Annotated in this window: 9 protein-coding genes and 3 pseudogenes; 6 read left to right on the forward strand and 6 right to left on the reverse strand. The window is 50.7% G+C overall.

Annotated elements, in window-relative coordinates:
- Positions 1-119: 119 nt before the first annotated feature.
- Positions 120-1,109: a tyrosine-type recombinase/integrase gene (locus KGP24_RS24505; RefSeq protein WP_223563686.1), complete on the reverse strand. Its 990-nt coding sequence runs from the start codon at positions 1,107-1,109 to the stop codon at positions 120-122.
- Between the two features lie 423 nt (positions 1,110-1,532).
- On the opposite strand from KGP24_RS24505, the gene KGP24_RS24510 reads away from it, so the two are divergent.
- The 6 genes from KGP24_RS24510 to KGP24_RS24535 all read left to right on the forward strand — a co-directional run bounded on the left by KGP24_RS24510 (position 1,533) and on the right by KGP24_RS24535 (position 8,133).
- The gene (locus KGP24_RS24510) at positions 1,533-1,967 is read left to right on the forward strand and encodes a nuclear transport factor 2 family protein (RefSeq protein ID WP_223538166.1); all 435 of its coding nucleotides are present in this window, start codon (positions 1,533-1,535) and stop codon (positions 1,965-1,967) included.
- A gap of 980 nt (positions 1,968-2,947) precedes the next feature.
- Positions 2,948-3,934, forward strand: coding sequence for a tripartite tricarboxylate transporter substrate binding protein (locus KGP24_RS24515; protein ID WP_223538169.1), 987 nt, complete (start codon positions 2,948-2,950; stop codon positions 3,932-3,934).
- Positions 3,935-3,965: 31 nt separating this feature from the next.
- Positions 3,966-4,916 (forward strand): delta(1)-pyrroline-2-carboxylate reductase family protein, encoded by a 951-nt coding sequence (locus KGP24_RS24520; RefSeq protein WP_223538172.1) that lies wholly within the window; start codon positions 3,966-3,968, stop codon positions 4,914-4,916.
- 211 nt (positions 4,917-5,127) lie between these two features.
- Positions 5,128-5,571 carry a tripartite tricarboxylate transporter TctB family protein gene (locus KGP24_RS24525; protein WP_127728944.1) on the forward strand — a complete coding sequence of 148 codons (444 nt, stop codon included), beginning with the start codon at positions 5,128-5,130 and terminating at the stop codon, positions 5,569-5,571.
- Positions 5,572-5,577: 6 nt separating this feature from the next.
- Complete coding sequence (locus KGP24_RS24530) at positions 5,578-7,074, forward strand: tripartite tricarboxylate transporter permease (protein WP_143347836.1); 1,497 nt, start codon at positions 5,578-5,580, stop codon at positions 7,072-7,074.
- 198 nt (positions 7,075-7,272) lie between these two features.
- Complete coding sequence (locus KGP24_RS24535; RefSeq protein WP_223538175.1) at positions 7,273-8,133, forward strand: alpha/beta hydrolase; 861 nt, start codon at positions 7,273-7,275, stop codon at positions 8,131-8,133.
- A gap of 356 nt (positions 8,134-8,489) precedes the next feature.
- On the opposite strand, the pseudogene KGP24_RS24540 reads toward KGP24_RS24535, so the two are convergent.
- The 5 genes and pseudogenes from KGP24_RS24540 to KGP24_RS24560 all read right to left on the reverse strand — a co-directional run.
- Positions 8,490-8,759, reverse strand: a pseudogene (locus tag KGP24_RS24540) (Tn3 family transposase); the annotation flags it as partial.
- A 337-nt stretch (positions 8,760-9,096) separates the two neighbouring features.
- Positions 9,097-9,194: pseudogene (locus KGP24_RS24545) on the reverse strand (IS5/IS1182 family transposase); the annotation flags it as partial.
- Between the two features lie 756 nt (positions 9,195-9,950).
- Positions 9,951-10,571, reverse strand: coding sequence for a helix-turn-helix domain-containing protein (locus KGP24_RS24550; protein ID WP_172689137.1), 621 nt, complete (start codon positions 10,569-10,571; stop codon positions 9,951-9,953).
- Between the two features lie 66 nt (positions 10,572-10,637).
- On the reverse strand, positions 10,638-15,695 hold the full coding sequence (locus tag KGP24_RS24555; RefSeq protein ID WP_223563687.1) for an inverse autotransporter beta domain-containing protein: 5,058 nt from the start codon (positions 15,693-15,695) through the stop codon (positions 10,638-10,640).
- An 821-nt stretch (positions 15,696-16,516) separates the two neighbouring features.
- A pseudogene (locus KGP24_RS24560) lies at positions 16,517-16,726 on the reverse strand (IS3 family transposase); the annotation flags it as partial.
- Between the last annotated feature and the right edge of the window lie 693 nt (positions 16,727-17,419).

Genomic DNA, 17,419 nt, shown 5'->3' on the forward strand with positions numbered 1-17,419 from the left:
ATGGAATAACTGGGTGTATCGCGTTACCGGGCAGAATTCTGCATATTATTCCCAACCCCCATGCAATCTGATTCGCATCATTAACTTAATAACTTAATAACTTAATAACTTAATAACTGTCAGATCAGGTCAAGGCGATCGCGGGCCGTGCGCAGGCGCGCTTCGCCGCGGCGATCGTACTGCTGGGTGGTGGTGACGCTGGCATGCCCCATCGCGTCCTTTACCGTGATGAGATCCTCGCCGTTATCCAGCATGGCGGTGGCAAAAGTTCGCCTTAAATCGTGCGGGGCGCATTTTGCAATCCCCGCCTGGCGCTGGCGGACCTGCAGGACGTGATACACCGCCTGGTCGGTCAGCCGGTCGTTCGTCAGGGTGTCAAAGCGGCGGATACGGGTGAACAACGGCCCGTCTTTTTCTCCCCGTACGTCATCGATCCACGTCCTTAGCCGCTGCCAGGTGCCGGCCGGCATATAGGCCAGCCTCTCCTTGTTGCCCTTGCCCAGCACCCGGAGCGCCCGCTCATCTGTGACAACGTCACTCAAATCCAGCCCTACCGCCTCCGAACGGCGCAGGCCGCAGCCGAGAATGACGGCCTGCATCGCCGCATCACGGATGCCGATACTGGAACCATCAGTTTCACAGGCTCCAAATAGCGCCCGGATCTCTTCATTCGGCAGGGCCCGGCCGCGGGGCAGGCGGCTGCCGCGCAGGTTGCGCACCGCCCGGATGTGCTGGAAGCTTTCCACGTCCATCAGCTTTAGCATCCAGGCTTCCTTCGCCACCCCCTTAAGTGCCGAAAGATAGGTGTTGACGGTCGCCGTGGCCCGGCCGGTGTCGCGCAGCAGCTCGGTCACGGCCATCACGTGATGACGGCGCAGGCTGCCCCAGCTGCAGGACTCCAGGGACGCGGCGCCGAGCAGGCCGGCGACAATACCGAGGAACGATGCCATCGTCTGCCGGCTGCGGGGGGAATTGAGGGAAAGCAAGTAGGCCCGGGCGGGACTGACCGGAGCATTCTCACCGGACAGCGCCGGCAGGAAATCCACATCTGAGGGAATAGCCACCGGCGACGGGATCAGCTCTGGTTCATCGTCAGGCATCAGTGTCATCAGGGCTCCGTCCAGGCCGGAAAGCCTCCGGCGCGCTGCGTGAAAAATCAGGGGAAATGATTCTGTAACAGCGTACCGCAGAGAGTCTACTTTTTCAAACGTACATTTTAATAAGTAAATAATCAGCAAAAGACAACGTACTTTTTACTCATCGAACCAACGAGAGGTAAAAGGTGTAACAACAAAGCGAACATTACAAAATAGCTATAAACGCGCCACGTGATGTGACTGTCCAGAGTAACTACATATCGATTGAGCAGTTTAGATTGAATCTAGCATCTTTATTCATAAAAAGAACACCCTTGTATAAACTTATGAAAAAACATCAACTCGATATGGGAAGTATTATAGACATAACTGTGAAAGCTGAACTACTATTATCAGTGATATAATATTTTTAACAATTATGAAAAGGTAAACAGCATGAAGATGATAGATAAAACAATAAGTCAGTTTATTGATTATTATAGCGCAATAAATATGCGCCCTCCTCATATACTCAATGAGATATATCACCCTGACGTAATTTTAACTGATCCTTTCGGGTGCTATTACGGTTTGAATAAATTAAAAAAAGCGTTGTCTCCGCTGGTGTTAAACATTAATGTACATTATCTGCTAACAGATGAACCACTGAAAAATGATCGTTCTTTCGCCATAACATGGACATTATACTGGTCACATCCAGTGTTAACGTTCAATGCAATTGAAGAACTAAATGGCTGCACATACGCATGCATATATAAAGGGAAAATAATCTCACAAGAAAATTATTATGACCTAGGTGAATTTCTTTATGAAAAAATACCAATTTTAAAGTGTGCTATCAAAAAAAATCAAGATAAATCATATGGATGAAGATCCTGATGCTGCGTCCAATAGCGATCATGGTTAGTTAAATGCTTTGGAGTCAGAGCGTATAAACAGTCATATATTTGAAACAATGTTAATTTTACTTCCTATAACTTCGAATAAGGAAATATTCCACATGAGAATTAATACGTCATTCATAGACAGAAGATCAATAAATTTCTCAGGGTAATAAGGAGATTTATTAAGGCTAAGATATGTGTAATCTCTGTTTAAGTAATAAACTGATCTACTTGGTTTTATGATCTATAAAAAATGCCCCGTACTTGATTATGATCATTAGCGTGGAACACAAGTGAATGCATATTTACATTATCATATAAAAGCACCTACATCGCAACTAAAGAAAAGGGGAAATTGTACGTTCTAAACCTATAGTTGATGAAAGATCGATATACAAGTGATCCAACTGCACAATCACATGAGCCACTATGGTTGAATTGGAAGCCTTAAACTATAGGGCAGGGTCGTCTACCAGGGGGGGGTGGGCAGTCCATAAATGATTCTGAGGCGCCTAACCTGTGGTGATTCATCAAACCTATAAACCCTCTGTGAGCACCAGTACTCAAGGGTCTTACGAATCAAATAACAACACTAAATAATAGTTTTAAGTTACAAAAAAACAATTGAAGTTTTTTTTAGTGATTTACACGGGTGGGAAATAGAATTATGATTTAGATATTGAATTGTTAATATAGTGAAGTTTAATTATTAAAAATTACAGAGATAATCATAAAGGATTTTATAACTTATGTGTATTCCTGCTTACGTAAAATAATTCTGTTTATCATAAAAATATTGGTGGCGCATTAATGGGTTAAACACATTTACGTGCCAACAAATAGGAAGAAATCAACCTAGTTACAACTTACATTTTAAGCTTATTTAGTTGGCAGTTTCAAATATGAATGAAGGTTTTAATTAAAACCGGGGAATTATTAAACACAAACCTATATGGTAATTTATTAATGATGAACAACAAATTATATAAATTATTTTTGATGCTTATATTTGCCATTAGTCAAGTTTTTTTCGTATCGGCTTTTGCTGAATCTGAAATTTACCCATCAAAAATGATAAGGTTGATAGTTCCTTTTCCTCCAGGTGGTGGTGCTGATATTTCTGGTCGTATAATGGCACAGCATTTATCTCGTGAGTTGAAGGTTAAAGTTATTGTTGAAAATAAACCTGGTGCAGGCGGGAATATAGGGGCGTTTTATGTATCAAAAGCTCGTTCAGATGGTTACACACTTTTGGTAAGCACATTAGGCCCCAGTGTTACTAACAAAATAATTTATCCAAAAGCAGGATTTGATCCTGAGCTCGACCTTATCCCTGTTGCTCTTTATTCCAGAACACCGATGGCTTTAGTTGTAAATAAGTCCTCTCCATTTAACAGTGTACAAGACTTAGTGAACACTTCCAAAAATAGTGATGCAGGACTTGTTTATGGTAGTGGAGGTCGGGGCTCTACTTCACATTTGGGTATTGAGTTGTTAAAAGAGATGACTGGTATGAAACTTACCCATATCCCGTATAAGGGAAGCGCACCCGCATTGATCGATCTCATAGGCGGTCGTTTAGATTTTACGCTAGATAGTCTTCCTTCTGTAACTCCACATATTCACTCAGGCAATATAAAAATTCTTGCAGTTGCCGAAAAATGGCGCCTCAAGGATCTACCAGATGTGCCAGTTCTTTCTGAGATTCCTGATTTATATAACTATGAAGCGTCAGGATGGGTTGGTTTATTTGCTCCAAAAAACACTCCCCCTGAAGTAATATCGGTTATCGCGCGTGCTTTGACTCAGCCAGTCGATAAGATATGGATCAAGGGTAGATTAGAAAATATAGGAGCTATTTATGTTGGTGCTGACACACAGGAATTTAAAGTTTTTTTAAATAATGAAGTTAAAAAGTGGACGCCGCTTGCTGAAAAAAACAGCTCAAAATAATTTCATGTAACTCGAATGGATGGTTTGTAATATGAGTTTAAAAGTGTGTTTACCCTGGAAAAAACCTGGAAAAATAGAAAAAATTACTCGGAATGCTAAAGAGACTGCACATCTTATCGGGCATTTAGCACTATTTAATTCGCTTGAAAAGGTTTGCCGTGAATATGGCGAAGGGAAAATATCTTGCCCTCCACGCACCTATATATCCTTGCCTGAACACGGACATCTTTTTTCGATGGTTGCTAGTGCCCATGATATAACTGTACACAAACTAATCCTCGTTAATCCCAACAACCGCAAGCGAGATTTACCGCTAGTACATAGTGAGGTAAGGGTTTACGATTCAAAAAGTGGCGAATCAATATTATTACTGGATGGGCCTACAGTAACAGAAAGGCGTACAGCGGTATTAAGTGCAGTTGGTATGCGGCATCTCTGTTCTGCTCCGCCTTCTGAGGGAATGTTAATCGGTACGGGAAAACTGGCAATAAGTCACTTACAGGCATTTAATATATTGTTTCCTAATATGAGTTTTTGGATTAAAGCAACAAGTGAGGCTAAAGCTAAAGAGTTTTGCCGTAAACATTCTTCGATTGGTGTGGAATTACGCCCATGCACTAGTAACGTTGTCCCTGAGTCTGTAGATGTAGTTATAACTATGACTAGCAGTACTAATCCTGTTTATTCTGAACCAGCAATCGCTGGACGATTGCTTATTGGTGTAGGAACATGTAATCCAAATGCTTCTGAGATTTTTGCTGATACAGTACGTTCCAGTCAGGTGGTTATAGATGAAAAAACAGGCGGCATAAATGAGGCGGGTGATTTGCTTCAAGCGAAAATTGATTGGTCGGAGGTTCATTCGCTTTCCGATATTTTGACATCTCAACCTGATTTTTCACGCCCCATTTTTTTTAAGACTGTCGGTTGTGCCGCCTGGGATTTAGCAGCAGCTAGAGTTGCTATTGATACAGCTAGATAATTTTTAGCCATAAAATTATGGATAACCCTGATGTATGTATTTTTAATTATTTATAGAATTCTATAAAAGGCGATTGCCAAACAGTCCCTTAACTAAATAAAAAAGAAGAGGACGCCAGAAATGACAAGTCAATAGTATAACACAAAATCTTAACCAATTCTTTTAGATATGTTTTGAAATATAACTTTAACAATAGAGATGGACAGAAAAATTGAAAAGTAAAAAAAGAGAGTGGGCTTCATCAGTGGTTATATTTTCAATCGCTATCATTACTCTGTATGGCGGACTTAGCTACCCGAGAGGAACATTAGAAAATATGGGGCCGGGTTTTTTTCCTTTAATTATAGGTGGGAGCATGGTTGTCATAAGTATAATCATGGTTGCAGTACCTATAAGTCAAGATAAGATCGAAAAAGTCTCCACGCAAGAATTACGAGCTTTCTTCTTCCTTGTTGGTGGTTTTTTAGCTTTCGTGATATTGGGCATTTATTGTGGTCTAGTACCTGCAACTTTCTCGATAGTGTTCATATCAGCACTAGGGGATAAAAATAATTCTCCGTTATCTGCGTTGATACTGTCCTTGGCAAGTGTTATTGCAATGTTACTCTTTGCATTTGCTCTTCAAATTCAGCTTCCATTTTTCCGCGAGATGTAAGTTTTTATGAATAATATTATTAGCCTTTTTGACGGCTTTCTTGTAGCATTAGAGCCAATTAATTTACTATACTCCTTTATAGGGGTTTTTCTTGGAAATGTCGTAGGGGTCTTGCCTGGGATTGGTCCGCTTGCTGCTATTTCTATTCTATTGCCGATTACTTATAATCTAGATCCTACTGCTGCTCTGATGATGTTAGCTGGTCTATATTATGGGGCTCAATATGGCGGGGCAATAACATCTATTTTATTGAATATTCCTGGTGTTACATCGCATGCAGTTACTTGTTTTGATGGATATCCTATGGCCAAAAAAGGTCTTGCTGCACAAGCATTGTTGATTTCAATGTTTGCATCTTTTATCGGCGCATCTGTAGGTATTATTCTCATAATATTATTCACTCCTTTTTTAACAGGTATTGCATTCAAATTTGGAGCGGTAGAATATACTTCTATTTTAATGCTTGGTCTCTTGCTGGCATCGACTGTTTCTGTGAGCTCGCCATTAAAAGGTATTGCGATGATGCTTTTAGGTTTGGTTGCTGGACTCATCGGTACAGATATTAATTCTGGAATTGTTAGGTTTTCGTTTGGGTTTGCAGAACTCAATGATGGGATTGCAGTTGTTGCGATCGCTATGGGACTTTTTGGAATTTCCGATGTCCTGCGTAATGCTAACCGCGATAATAATCGGGAAACCGTCGACTCCAATATATCTATAAAGTCAATGCGACTAAATCGAAATGGGAGAAAAAAGTCAATAATGCCGATTCTCAGAGGCTCAGTAATAGGTTCATTATTTGGTATATTGCCTGGAACGGGCTCAACTATAGCATCATTTATGTCCTATGCAATTGAAAAAAAAATATCATTATCGCCAAGGCGTTTTGGCCATGGAGCAATTGAAGGTGTTGCAGGTCCAGAAGCGGCGAACAGTGCTGCTGCACAAACTGCGTTTATTCCGACTATGAGTATCGGTGTTCCAGGAGATGCTGTAATGGCGCTTATGCTTGGTGCGCTAATGATCCAAAATATTCAGCCAGGTCCTCAATTAATAAACGAGTATCCGTTAATTTTTTGGGGGCTTATAGCCAGTTTCTGGGTTGGGAATTTATTACTTTTAATTCTTAATGTACCTCTAATTGGATGCTGGACTAAGATGCTATCTATTCCTTATAGACTAATATTTCCTATTGTACTCTTCTTAATATGTATCGGTGTATATAGCACGAATGCAAATATTTTTGATGTTTTGATTGCGCTGGCTATTGGCGTTTTTAGTTATTCTTTATCTCGCCTAGGATTTCAACCTGCTCCTTTACTTCTGGGCTTTGTTCTTGGTCCAATATTCGAAGAGAATTTACGGCGAGCTATGCTGCTATCACGAGGAGATGTCGCTGTATTTTTAACTAATCCTATTAGTGTGATGTGTTTATTTATTGTTGTGATTGTATTGATTTATAATGTTCGGAGGAAATTAATCCTCAGCTATGACGTTAAATAACTAATTAAGCTAGTTAGTTTATTTACATCAAAATGGAAAAGACGTTCTGGATCAAAGGAAGAACCAGTTTAATCGGTTGTATTTAGAACGTTGGTCGGAGGTGCTATATTCAGGACCAATATCTGCAGATTCCTAAAAAGAGTTCTAGAGCTTAATTTTTCTTCTAATGACTGACCTGATAAAAGGACATATATATTAATGGAAATTTCAACAGAAAAAATTTCTAACGGCATCGTTCTGACGCTTCGTTCTCCCTCCGACAGTACAAAAAGCCCGGTGATCATTTTGTGCCATGGCTTCTGTGGTATCAGAGAATTTTTGCTACCTGATTTTGCTGAAGCATTTACCCGCGCCGGATTCTCCACCATCACGTTTGATTATCGTGGTTTTGGGGACAGTGACGGCGAACGCGGACGCCTGGTCCCTGCTATGCAAATTGACGATATTATCTCCGTTGTTAACTGGGCAAGAGAACAGCCATCCCTTGATGCCCAGCGTATTGGCCTGTGGGGAACATCATTTGGAGGATGCCACGTATTTGGTGCGGCGGTCAGAAGCCAGGGAGTTAAATGTATTGTCAGTCAGTTGGCTTTTGCAGACGGTGAAGGAATAGTTACCGGGAATATGAATAAGGAAGAGAAAGAAGCTTTTGTTTCAACCCTTGACAAGATGGCTGAAAAGCAGAAGAGCACCGGTAAAGAAATGTTCGTGGGGGTCAATCGGGTACTGAGCGATACAGAATCGAAGTCATTTTTTGAAGAAAATATAACGCAACATCCAAAGATGGACATTAAAATACCATTCCTTACGGTGCGCGAAACTTTTCTGTATAAACCCGCATTTAATGCCTCACTGGTGACGTGCCCAACCCTGATCGTTATTGCTGGTCAGGATACGGTTAATCCACCGGAGCAGGGACGAGCCTTATTTGACGCTGTGGGTGCCAAAGAAAAAAGGCTATATGAGGTAAGCAGTGCACGTCATTACGATTTTTATGCAGGAGAGCATCTTAAGCAGGTTATCAGCATTCAGACAGAATGGTTTAAAACGCACTTGTAATTTTAGATGTCCATTAACGGCGGGTTCAACAGAGCCCACCGTTATGACAAACGTCAAATGCCGCATCCGCATTTTGTAGCTTCAGCTTTCGCTGAGTCTTATTTCACGGTGTTTTTGCCACCGGCCCTCTTTTTTGACATGTACACATGCCAGTAATCACATCCGGCGGTCAGTATCAGGCTGCGCCACTGCGATTTGATGGTGATGGGCGGCTGCGAGACGACGTCTGACCAGACGCCCAAGAGAAATGAATGTGAAGATGCCATTTCATTCGACTTCCGTTGGAAAGGATAGCACAGAAAACGCCGATATACAGCCCGCACTTGCGGGCGGCGTACCGCATGTTATCTAGAGCCAAGTGCCAGAGCGCACGGTTGTTCTTCCAGACCGTCGGTATAATGCTTTCCTATCTCACTTTCTGTCCGTGGCAGATCGCTCTGGCAACCGCATAGCTGCTTTCTCCGATGTTAAGTTAAGTCAGTATAAGCCTGCGGAACGCTTCATCATCAATCAAATGTTTTGTTAATTCCGCCCACTTCAATTATTGCCTGAATCAGTCTGGAGGGGCTTTCACTTTTCAGTAATGAACATACCTGCACCGAGGACCGGGCTTTTCTCTGCTTCAGGAAACTAAAGCTGGTAGGTTCAACGTTCAATTCTCGCTGAAGATGAGTGGGAACACTCATCTGCCGGAAACCGTATGCTGTAGTTCTGTGAGTCGGGTTATGAGGAGTACACGTCCGCATAAACGGCGTGCCAGCAAGCCTCAACTCCCATCACCACAAAATACTTTTTGCGCTGCAGTACCGCTTTGAAGCAAAAAATCGCCCTATTCACGTATTTTTTCAATATCTTAGATAACATATCCCACGGAGTAAACTTTATCCGCCAGTACAGCATGACCACGTCGCTTCTCTGGTGCTGAACACCAATGCAGTCCTGCTGGCTTTCTACGGACTGGCTTTCGTTGCTTTGTCCGAGGCTGAGCACGATATTTAACGGCAGTTCGCTTCCGTCTATCGTCAGATTGGTTTTGTGCCAAAACCACCGCGAGTGCGACCCCGCTCAATATCTCTGGATATGTCAGTATGTTCTTTTTAGCCCTGGCAGCACATCTGATGAGTGCACGGATATTGCTGCTATCCAGCGCTGTCGCTGACCAGTCAACGAAACCATAAGCTTCAGGAGATAAAAGCAACTTATTGAAAGTAATGTTCATCACCGCTGACTTTGAACGCGGGCTGTAAACGGCCTTACCTGGACCATATCGCTCAGGAAATCGGGTCATGGTGCGACCGAACACAGAATACAGAACATATAATGAATATACGGTTTTCTGCCCAAGAGAGTGCTGCCCCGGTGTTGCTGGTTCAGTAGTCTGGATGAGAGCCCATGCTTCACAGGAAAGAACGTAACGAGCAATAGTTCAATATGTTGTGAAAAAAGGCTGTGACAATTAAGAGGCTCAGCCTGGATTATCCGTGGCAATTCACTCAGCCACTTCCTGTGATTCTCGATGCAACTGCCGTACAGCCAGAGCCGCTCGCAGAAGATACGTAAAACGATGTGCCCGGATTACCGCACCCATCAGTAACGCTTATGGTGCTCTGCCGCACTCATGGACAGCCTTGTATCCTGGGTTCGGTGTCTGGTCCGCACTCCACGTTCAGCGGCGATGTTCTGTGCATGAGCCTAAAGAGCGCAAAGAACTGACCGCACCGGGTGAAGTAAATCACAGCCAGCCTTTTATCTTCCTTGATGCAACGCATGACTCTGGCGGGTCGGTAAGGATGGAAACCTCAACCACAGGCTCATCTTTAATAATTTTTTGGGAGATGTCGAAGCTCAATCAGTTTTCCTCTTTCCATGGTAATGTACTGCCCAGCCTGCAGGCTCCTGATAACCTTGTACAGAGTGCTGCGGGAGACGGTTGAACGCTCGCTGATATACCGGTGAAACGATTCCTGCTTCAGGAGGCCCCCGTCACCGTTGCTCAGGGCAAGAAGATGGTGGCGAACGATGTGGTAATTGCTGCCGAACGCACTGATGGCGAGATTATCCCGCACATGCCGCGCATTGTCCGCAAGAATGCTGAAGACATCATGCCACATCCCCGACAGCTCAATTTCCGCAGCAAGGTCAGAAGACAGCACCTGAATAAGACGAGCTGAATCCTGGACGGCCAAGGTTGTATCAGGTTCATGACCACAGAGCAGCTCAAGACCAAGCACCGCGGGCGCCGTGAAGTCGGCGATAATGTAGCCATTACTTTTAAGGCGAAGGGAGGCTCGCCCCTCCTCGAGAAAGAAGACAGTGGGATGGGCGCGCAGTGTCATGGCTATATCTTCCCGCCCGGAGACCATAATGCTCCTTTGTTCCCGGAGGGAGCGAATGATGTTCTCAAGTTTCTGCTGCGGAGTGATTTCAGTATTCATCATAATAAAGTTTATTCGCTTGGTTTAGGGAGTGGAGTACCTGGGCTTTCAGGTACTCCGGTGTTGCCTTTAGTTCGTGGCACCCGCCGTAATAGTGTACGGGGCGGTGCTGATGCCTCCGTCGGCCAGCATGAAGCCGCCCGTCATTAAGGCGCCCTCCTCCGTCGCGGTCGTCGCGATGAAGATGGTGGTCCAGACGCCGTCGTCGACCTGCGTCCAGGTTGAGCCCTCGGCCTGCACGGCGCCCTCGAGGTTCACCAGAATCCCCAGAACTGTAGGATCTATGTTCGTCGGGTTGTTAAACGCGTCGCGCGGGGTGAAGATGACGGTCATCTCGTCTCCAACCCTGAACGTGCCGTTAGCGCCGCCGCTGACGGCAAGGGTGGAGGTGGCCGCAGAAACCGCGCCCGCCGCGACGGAGTACTCGGCGGAGGTGATGCTTCCGTCGCCCAGCGTGATGCCGGCCGTCAGGCCGGTGTCCGCCGTCGTCGCGGTGAAGGTGCGGGTCCAGACGCCGTCGGCCTGCGTCCAGGCTGAGCCCGCGGCCGGCGCGGCGCCCGCCACGGTGATGGTGTCCGCAGTCTCAGCCGTGATGGTCGCCGGGTTATACTGCGCGTCGCGCGGGATGAAGGTGACGGTCATCTCGTCTCCAACCCTGAACGTGCCGTTAGCGCCGCCGCTGACGGCAAGGGTGGAGGTGGCCGCAGAAACCGCGCCCGCCGTGATGGTGTACGCGGCGGAGGTGACGGTTCTGTCGCCCAGCGTGACGCTGGCCGTCAGGCCGGTGCCCGCCCTCGTCGCGGTGAAGGTGCGGGTCCAGACGCCGCCGGCCTGCGTCCAGGCTGAGCCCGCGGCCGGCGCGGCGCCCGCCACGGTGATGGTGTCCGCAGTCTCAGCCGTGATGGTCGCCGGGTTATCCTGCGCGTCGCGCGGGGTGAAGGTGACGGTCATCTCGTCTCCGGCAGTGAACGTGCCGTTAGCGCCGCCGCTGACGGCAAGGGTGGAGTTGGCCGCAGAAGCCGCGCCCGCCGTGATGGTGTACGCGGCGGAGGTGACGGTTCTGTCGCCCAGCGTGACGCTGGCCGTCAGGCCGGTGCCCGCCCTCGTCGCGGTGAAGGTGCGGGTCCAGACGCCGCCGGCCTGCGTCCAGGCTGAGCCCTCGGCCGGCGCGGCGCCCGCCACGGTGATGGTGTCCGCAGTCTCAGCCGTGATGGTCGCCGGGTTATCCTGCGCGTCGCGCGGGGTGAAGGTGACGGTCATCTCGTCTCCGGCAGTGAACGTGCCGTTAGCGCCGCCGCTGACGGCAAGGGTGGAGTTGGCCGCAGAAGCCGCGCCCGCCGTGATGGTGTACGCGGCGGAGGTGATGCTTCCGTCGCCCAGCGTGATGCCGGCCGTCAGGCCGGTGTCCGCCGTCGTCGCGGTGAAGGTGCGGGTCCAGACGCCGTCGGCCTGCGTCCAGGCTGAGCCCTCGGCCGGCGCGGCGCCCGCCACGGTGATGGTGTCCGCAGTCTCAGCCGTGATGGTCGCCGGGTTATCCTGCGCGTCGCGCGGGGTGAAGGTGACGGTCATCTCGTCTCCGGCAGTGAACGTGCCGTTAGCGCCGCCGCTGACGGCAAGGGTGGAGTTGGCCGCAGAAGCCGCGCCCGCCGTGATGGTGTACGCGGCGGAGGTGATGCTTCCGTCGCCCAGCGTGATGCCGGCCGTCAGGCCGGTGTCCGCCGTCGTCGCGGTGAAGGTGCGGGTCCAGACGCCGTCGGCCTGCGTCCAGGCTGAGCCCTCGGCCGGCGCGGCGCCCGCCACGGTGATGGTGTCCGCAGTCTCAGCCGTGATGGTCGCCGGGTTATCCTGCGCGTCGCGCGGGGTGAAGGTGACGGTCATCTCGTCTCCGGCAGTGAACGTGCCGTTAGCGCCGCCGCTGACGGCAAGGGTGGAGTTGGCCGCAGAAGCCGCGCCCGCCGTGATGGTGTACGCGGCGGAGGTGACGGTTCTGTCGCCCAGCGTGACGCTGGCCGTCAGGCCGGTGCCCGCCCTCGTCGCGGTGAAGGTGCGGGTCCAGACGCCGCCGGCCTGCGTCCAGGCTGAGCCCTCGGCCGGCGCGGCGCCCGCCACGGTGATGGTGTCCGCAGTCTCAGCCGTGATGGTCGCCGGGTTATCCTGCGCGTCGCGCGGGGTGAAGGTGACGGTCATCTCGTCTCCGGCAGTGAACGTGCCGTTAGCGCCGCCGCTGACGGCAAGGGTGGAGTTGGCCGCAGAAGCCGCGCCCGCCGTGATGGTGTACGCGGCGGAGGTGACGGTTCTGTCGCCCAGCGTGACGCTGGCCGTCAGGCCGGTGCCCGCCCTCGTCGCGGTGAAGGTGCGGGTCCAGACGCCGCCGGCCTGCGTCCAGGCTGAGCCCTCGGCCGGCGCGGCGCCCGCCACGGTGATGGTGTCCGCAGTCTCAGCCGTGATGGTCGCCGGGTTATCCTGCGCGTCGCGCGGGGTGAAGGTGACGGTCATCTCGTCTCCGGCAGTGAACGTGCCGTTAGCGCCGCCGCTGACGGCAAGGGTGGAGTTGGCCGCAGAAGCCGCGCCCGCCGTGATGGTGTACGCGGCGGAGGTGACGGTTCTGTCGCCCAGCGTGACGCTGGCCGTCAGGCCGGTGCCCGCCCTCGTCGCGGTGAAGGTGCGGGTCCAGACGCCGCCGGCCTGCGTCCAGGCTGAGCCCTCGGCCGGCGCGGCGCCCGCCACGGTGATGGTGTCCGCAGTCTCAGCCGTGATGGTCGCCGGGTTATCCTGCGCGTCGCGCGGGGTGAAGGTGACGGTCATCTCGTCTCCGGCAGTGAACGTGCCGTTAGCGCCGCCGCTGACGGCAAGGGTGGAGTTGGCCGCAGAAGCCGCGCCCGCCGTGATGGTGTACGCGGCGGAGGTGACGGTTCTGTCGCCCAGCGTGACGCTGGCCGTCAGGCCGGTGCCCGCCCTCGTCGCGGTGAAGGTGCGGGTCCAGACGCCGCCGGCCTGCGTCCAGGCTGAGCCCTCCTTCTCCTGTAGCCCCGGACCAGTAAATGTGGCAGAGGCAAGATCCACCTCCGTCACACTGTTGCCGGATGCATCCTTCAGAGTCAGTGTCAGTACCACGTCCTCATGACTGGCATAACCTGTACGGTCTGTTTTCAGGGTTGAAGTGGTCTGCGAGACAGAGCCCGCTTTCACGGTGACGGTGGCCTGCGGCTGCGCCAGCTGGATGCCGTTCACAATAGCGCTCACCGTCACTACGCCCGTCCGCGTGGCGCGCATAGTGGCAGTGTAAACCCCGCCAGCAGACTCCTGCACGTCAGAGAAGGTGACGCCGTCCTGACCGCTGCTGAATCTCACCTTCTGGCCGTTAATCGGAATGCTCGCCTCATCACGCAGCGTAAGCATTACAGGCACCTGCGTATCTGTGTCGGTAACAGGCTGCCCGACCACCAGTGAGGAGTTAGCATCACTCAGAGTCTGGCTGATGTTGACAGTGATGGTGCCGGCGCTGTAGCCGCGCACATACGGAGTCAGCGTGAAGTGCTCCTCCTTCGTTCCCGGAGTAACCGTCAGGTCATAGCTGCCGGCAGAGATACGTACGAAATGCCCCACCCGGGCGAGACCGCGTGCAGCCCGCGCTGCGTTTTTGTTGGTATTATCGCTGCGTTCCGTAACAATCTCACTTTCGTCCACGTCAACCGGATTGCCGGCTGCATCGCGCAGGGTGAGGGTGACTTTCTGCGCACTGGTGCCGTCCGGGACCAGATTAAGCGACGAAAGGCTCAGGCCCGACAGTGCGGGACTGATGGCTGCCTGTGAAACGACAACGCGGGTGCTGGACGCGGCAGAGCGGTTGCCCCGGCTGTCCACGGCAACGCCGCGTACCGTATAGGTATTGCCGTGGACAGCTCTTCCCGGCTGCCAGGCCGGTAGTATAACAGCGTGAGAATACGGGCCGGAAGACATGATAATCCCTCCGGCCGCCTCCAGCTCTGGCGACTGCCACTCAATGCGCTCAGCAGGATGCCGGCTCTTTATCTCCACGCTCAGGGGCTTCTGCTCGCCAGCGTAGCCAGTGACCTGCTCCTGGGTCTTCAGGAATATGACCTCTTTCTTTTTGTACTCGAGGACAATGTTGCTGTTGCGCTCGACAAGGTCATGGCGAGCACCGCTCAGACTACGCAGTGCGGCGACGGAGTCAGGACTGGTCTGATGCGTCCAGGATACACCCGGGGTGTAGCGCAGCTCAAGACCCAGGCGGGAGTCGCTGGCCGAGCCCTTGCCCTGACGCTGCCCGGCGTTCAGGGTGAGCAGCGGGAACGGCGTCCAGTTCAGGCCTGCAGTGGCGGCATAAGGGTCCTTCTGGCGGTTGCTGTGTCCGAACAGGCCCACCTCTTTACCGTAGTAGCGCTCAAAGCCCAGCGAGGCGCCGAGCTGCGGCAGGGAAGGAAGCCAGCCGCGGGCGGTAATGTCCCAGCCGTTTGCAGGACGCTCAAGGTAGTCGGTGACGTCCGGGGAGTCCTTCCAGCCCGATAGGCGCATGTAGCTGTTGGCGCCAAGGCGGAGGTTGTCGCGCCAGTATTCAATACCGAGCCCCGCCCGGGTGTGGCTGCGGGAGAGGTCGTGGTCGATAAAGGCGCTGGCGCCGAGCATGCTGTCGGGCCCGAAGCTGCGCACGCCGAGGCCGAGGGAGGACTGCGTGCGGTCGTCCGCCCGGCGGATACCGCCCTGGGCAAAGGTGAGCAGGTCAGGCGAGTCGTGCAGTGGCACCAGCAGGTCGAGAGAGGAGCCCTTCAGTGAGAAGTCCTTATCAACGTCAATGGTGGTGCGCGCCGTGCCGAACTGGCTGAGCCACTGCTGGACTTCGGCACTGGCGTACCCGCTGGCGCTTGCACTGGCGAGTGATGCAGCGGCATCGGTATCCGGGGCGTTGCTCAAAAAGGTCCCTGCCCGGGATGCGGCCCGGGCAAGGCGTGCGGCTGCCTGATTGTCGTTCACGTCGGCGGTCGCGGTGGTGTCGCGGTTTGACTGAGCGGCAGAGGCAATAGCCGGGGTAAAGGCAACAGATAATGGAGATAAAAACTGCACCAAAAGTGTGGCGAGTGCGGTTTTCCGAATAAGATTTTTTTTCACAGTTTAATATTCTTCCTGAGAGGATGAATGACTGCGGCACTTTATAATTGAGGCGTTTTTTATTGGAATGTAATTTTGTTAATTATGCTTATATTAGTTTTATGTGTGTCAAAGGTTTATTTTTTTTGGATATAAAAACCAGTGGAATGAGTTTTTGGATATAAAAACCAGTGGAATGAGTGCAGGTTGTGGACGGGGCATGGTGACAGGCGGAGTTTATGGTGTATGGAAAAAAAAACCGCCCGGGGAGGGCGGAAAAACCACATCCAGAAAAACAGGGTATGCACTGCAATACAATGTTCAGAAGTATCATGACAGGCTATGCTGGCAATTGACAGGCTATGATGGGATGGCTGGAGTGCAAAATAACACGTATCACTCTGTACATGACGGAGGGGGGCGGAAACCGAGATCAAATATTAGCCATTTATATCACAACCTTTTATCTCTGCAACCGGCTGAACCGTACCGGGTTTCAGGGAGACTAAACTCTCAGTGAAAGGAGAGCCGAAATGTTATCCAAACGAGCCAACTGTTATATACCCCCCTTTGATGAAGGGGGGGCCGTGCGGCTTTGGCCAGCCATTCTGGTTGTGTTATCAGACGCAGCAGCTCTCCTATCCGTCGAGACGGGCTGTTGCTGTCGATGTGGCAAGCTTGCGTTGCATTTCGCTGATTCTCAAAGGTCTTCACCTCATTAGGTCAGTTAGTTCACTTCGCAAACACCTTTAAACTGCTTCCCTTCGCCGTGTAAGGGGCTTTCCCCATCGCTGACTGCTACGGAAGCTCCGCCAGCCAGCGCGTCCGGGCACACCTTAAATAATATTGGTGCCCCAGACCTGATTTGCCCGTAGAACAGTAAACTGCCGCTGCACGCGATTAAAGACAACCACCGAAGGTCCGCCGACGACACGACGCGGAGCTTTATAGCCGTGTACGGCTTTACTTCGGTTCAGGTGCATAATACGACCCATCGGGTTTTTGCAGCAGGTTTCTCCGATTACTTTCAGTACTCCATCAACCCGACGATAGATAGTTAGTGATAGTTTTAATACTAAGCTGTGTCGCTTAATTGTATAATCTTCTGTAAAACAGTTGGTTGCAACCCAGTTTCACCATCGACAGATAGTTCCTCGCCTGAGGGCGTCATTCCAGCGGTCAAAAAGCGCCTCAATTACCTGATTGCCAATGCTGACACATTGTGCAGGTGTTGTTGCACTGGCAAGTGCAGAGGTGGATAAAACGAGGATGGCGCCTGGCAGAAAGAAAAAATAATTCATTTTCTGGCCTCAATTTAAAGACAGCATGTGGAAACCGGACTACTGCTGCCAGTATTACAGTCACAGTGCGGTGGCGTACAGGGGGCAACACATCATGGCTCTGCACTTAGCTGGGCAGTTTTTTGCCATACGGGCTTTTCAGCTATCCTTAAAGTGGGCACCAGGTGCAGGATGTAAACCGACTCAGCCACAGCCAAGGTAAATAAAATATGCCATTATGAGCGCCGCCTGTTATTGATAAAGGCTGATGAAAAAATTTCCACACCGTCGGTACCTGGCGCCACTGCATAAAAACCCCTATTTGGACGGAAAAGGTGCAGAAAAAACATGCCCCCCTCGTGCCGTTACTGGCTATCGTCCGGACGAAGCATCCAGGTGCTGCCGCCGAAAATCGTACCTCCCACCGTTAGTTCCCTGGTTTCAGCTTCCGTCAGGGGAGCCTTA

The organism is Enterobacter sp. JBIWA008, assembly GCF_019968765.1.
Taxonomy (GTDB): domain Bacteria; phylum Pseudomonadota; class Gammaproteobacteria; order Enterobacterales; family Enterobacteriaceae; genus Enterobacter.

Excerpts from the sequence above, each read along its gene's own strand:
- KGP24_RS24535 (WP_223538175.1), top strand. The coding sequence starts at position 7,273 with ATGGAAATTTCAACAGAAAAAATTTCTAACGGCATCGTTCTGACGCTT.
- KGP24_RS24515 (WP_223538169.1), top strand. The coding sequence starts at position 2,948 with ATGATGAACAACAAATTATATAAATTATTTTTGATGCTTATATTTGCC.
- KGP24_RS24530 (WP_143347836.1), top strand. The coding sequence starts at position 5,578 with ATGAATAATATTATTAGCCTTTTTGACGGCTTTCTTGTAGCATTAGAG.
- KGP24_RS24505 (WP_223563686.1), bottom strand. The coding sequence starts at position 1,109 with ATGACACTGATGCCTGACGATGAACCAGAGCTGATCCCGTCGCCGGTG.
- KGP24_RS24510 (WP_223538166.1), top strand. The coding sequence starts at position 1,533 with ATGAAGATGATAGATAAAACAATAAGTCAGTTTATTGATTATTATAGC.
- KGP24_RS24550 (WP_172689137.1), bottom strand. The coding sequence starts at position 10,571 with ATGATGAATACTGAAATCACTCCGCAGCAGAAACTTGAGAACATCATT.
- KGP24_RS24520 (WP_223538172.1), top strand. The coding sequence starts at position 3,966 with ATGAGTTTAAAAGTGTGTTTACCCTGGAAAAAACCTGGAAAAATAGAA.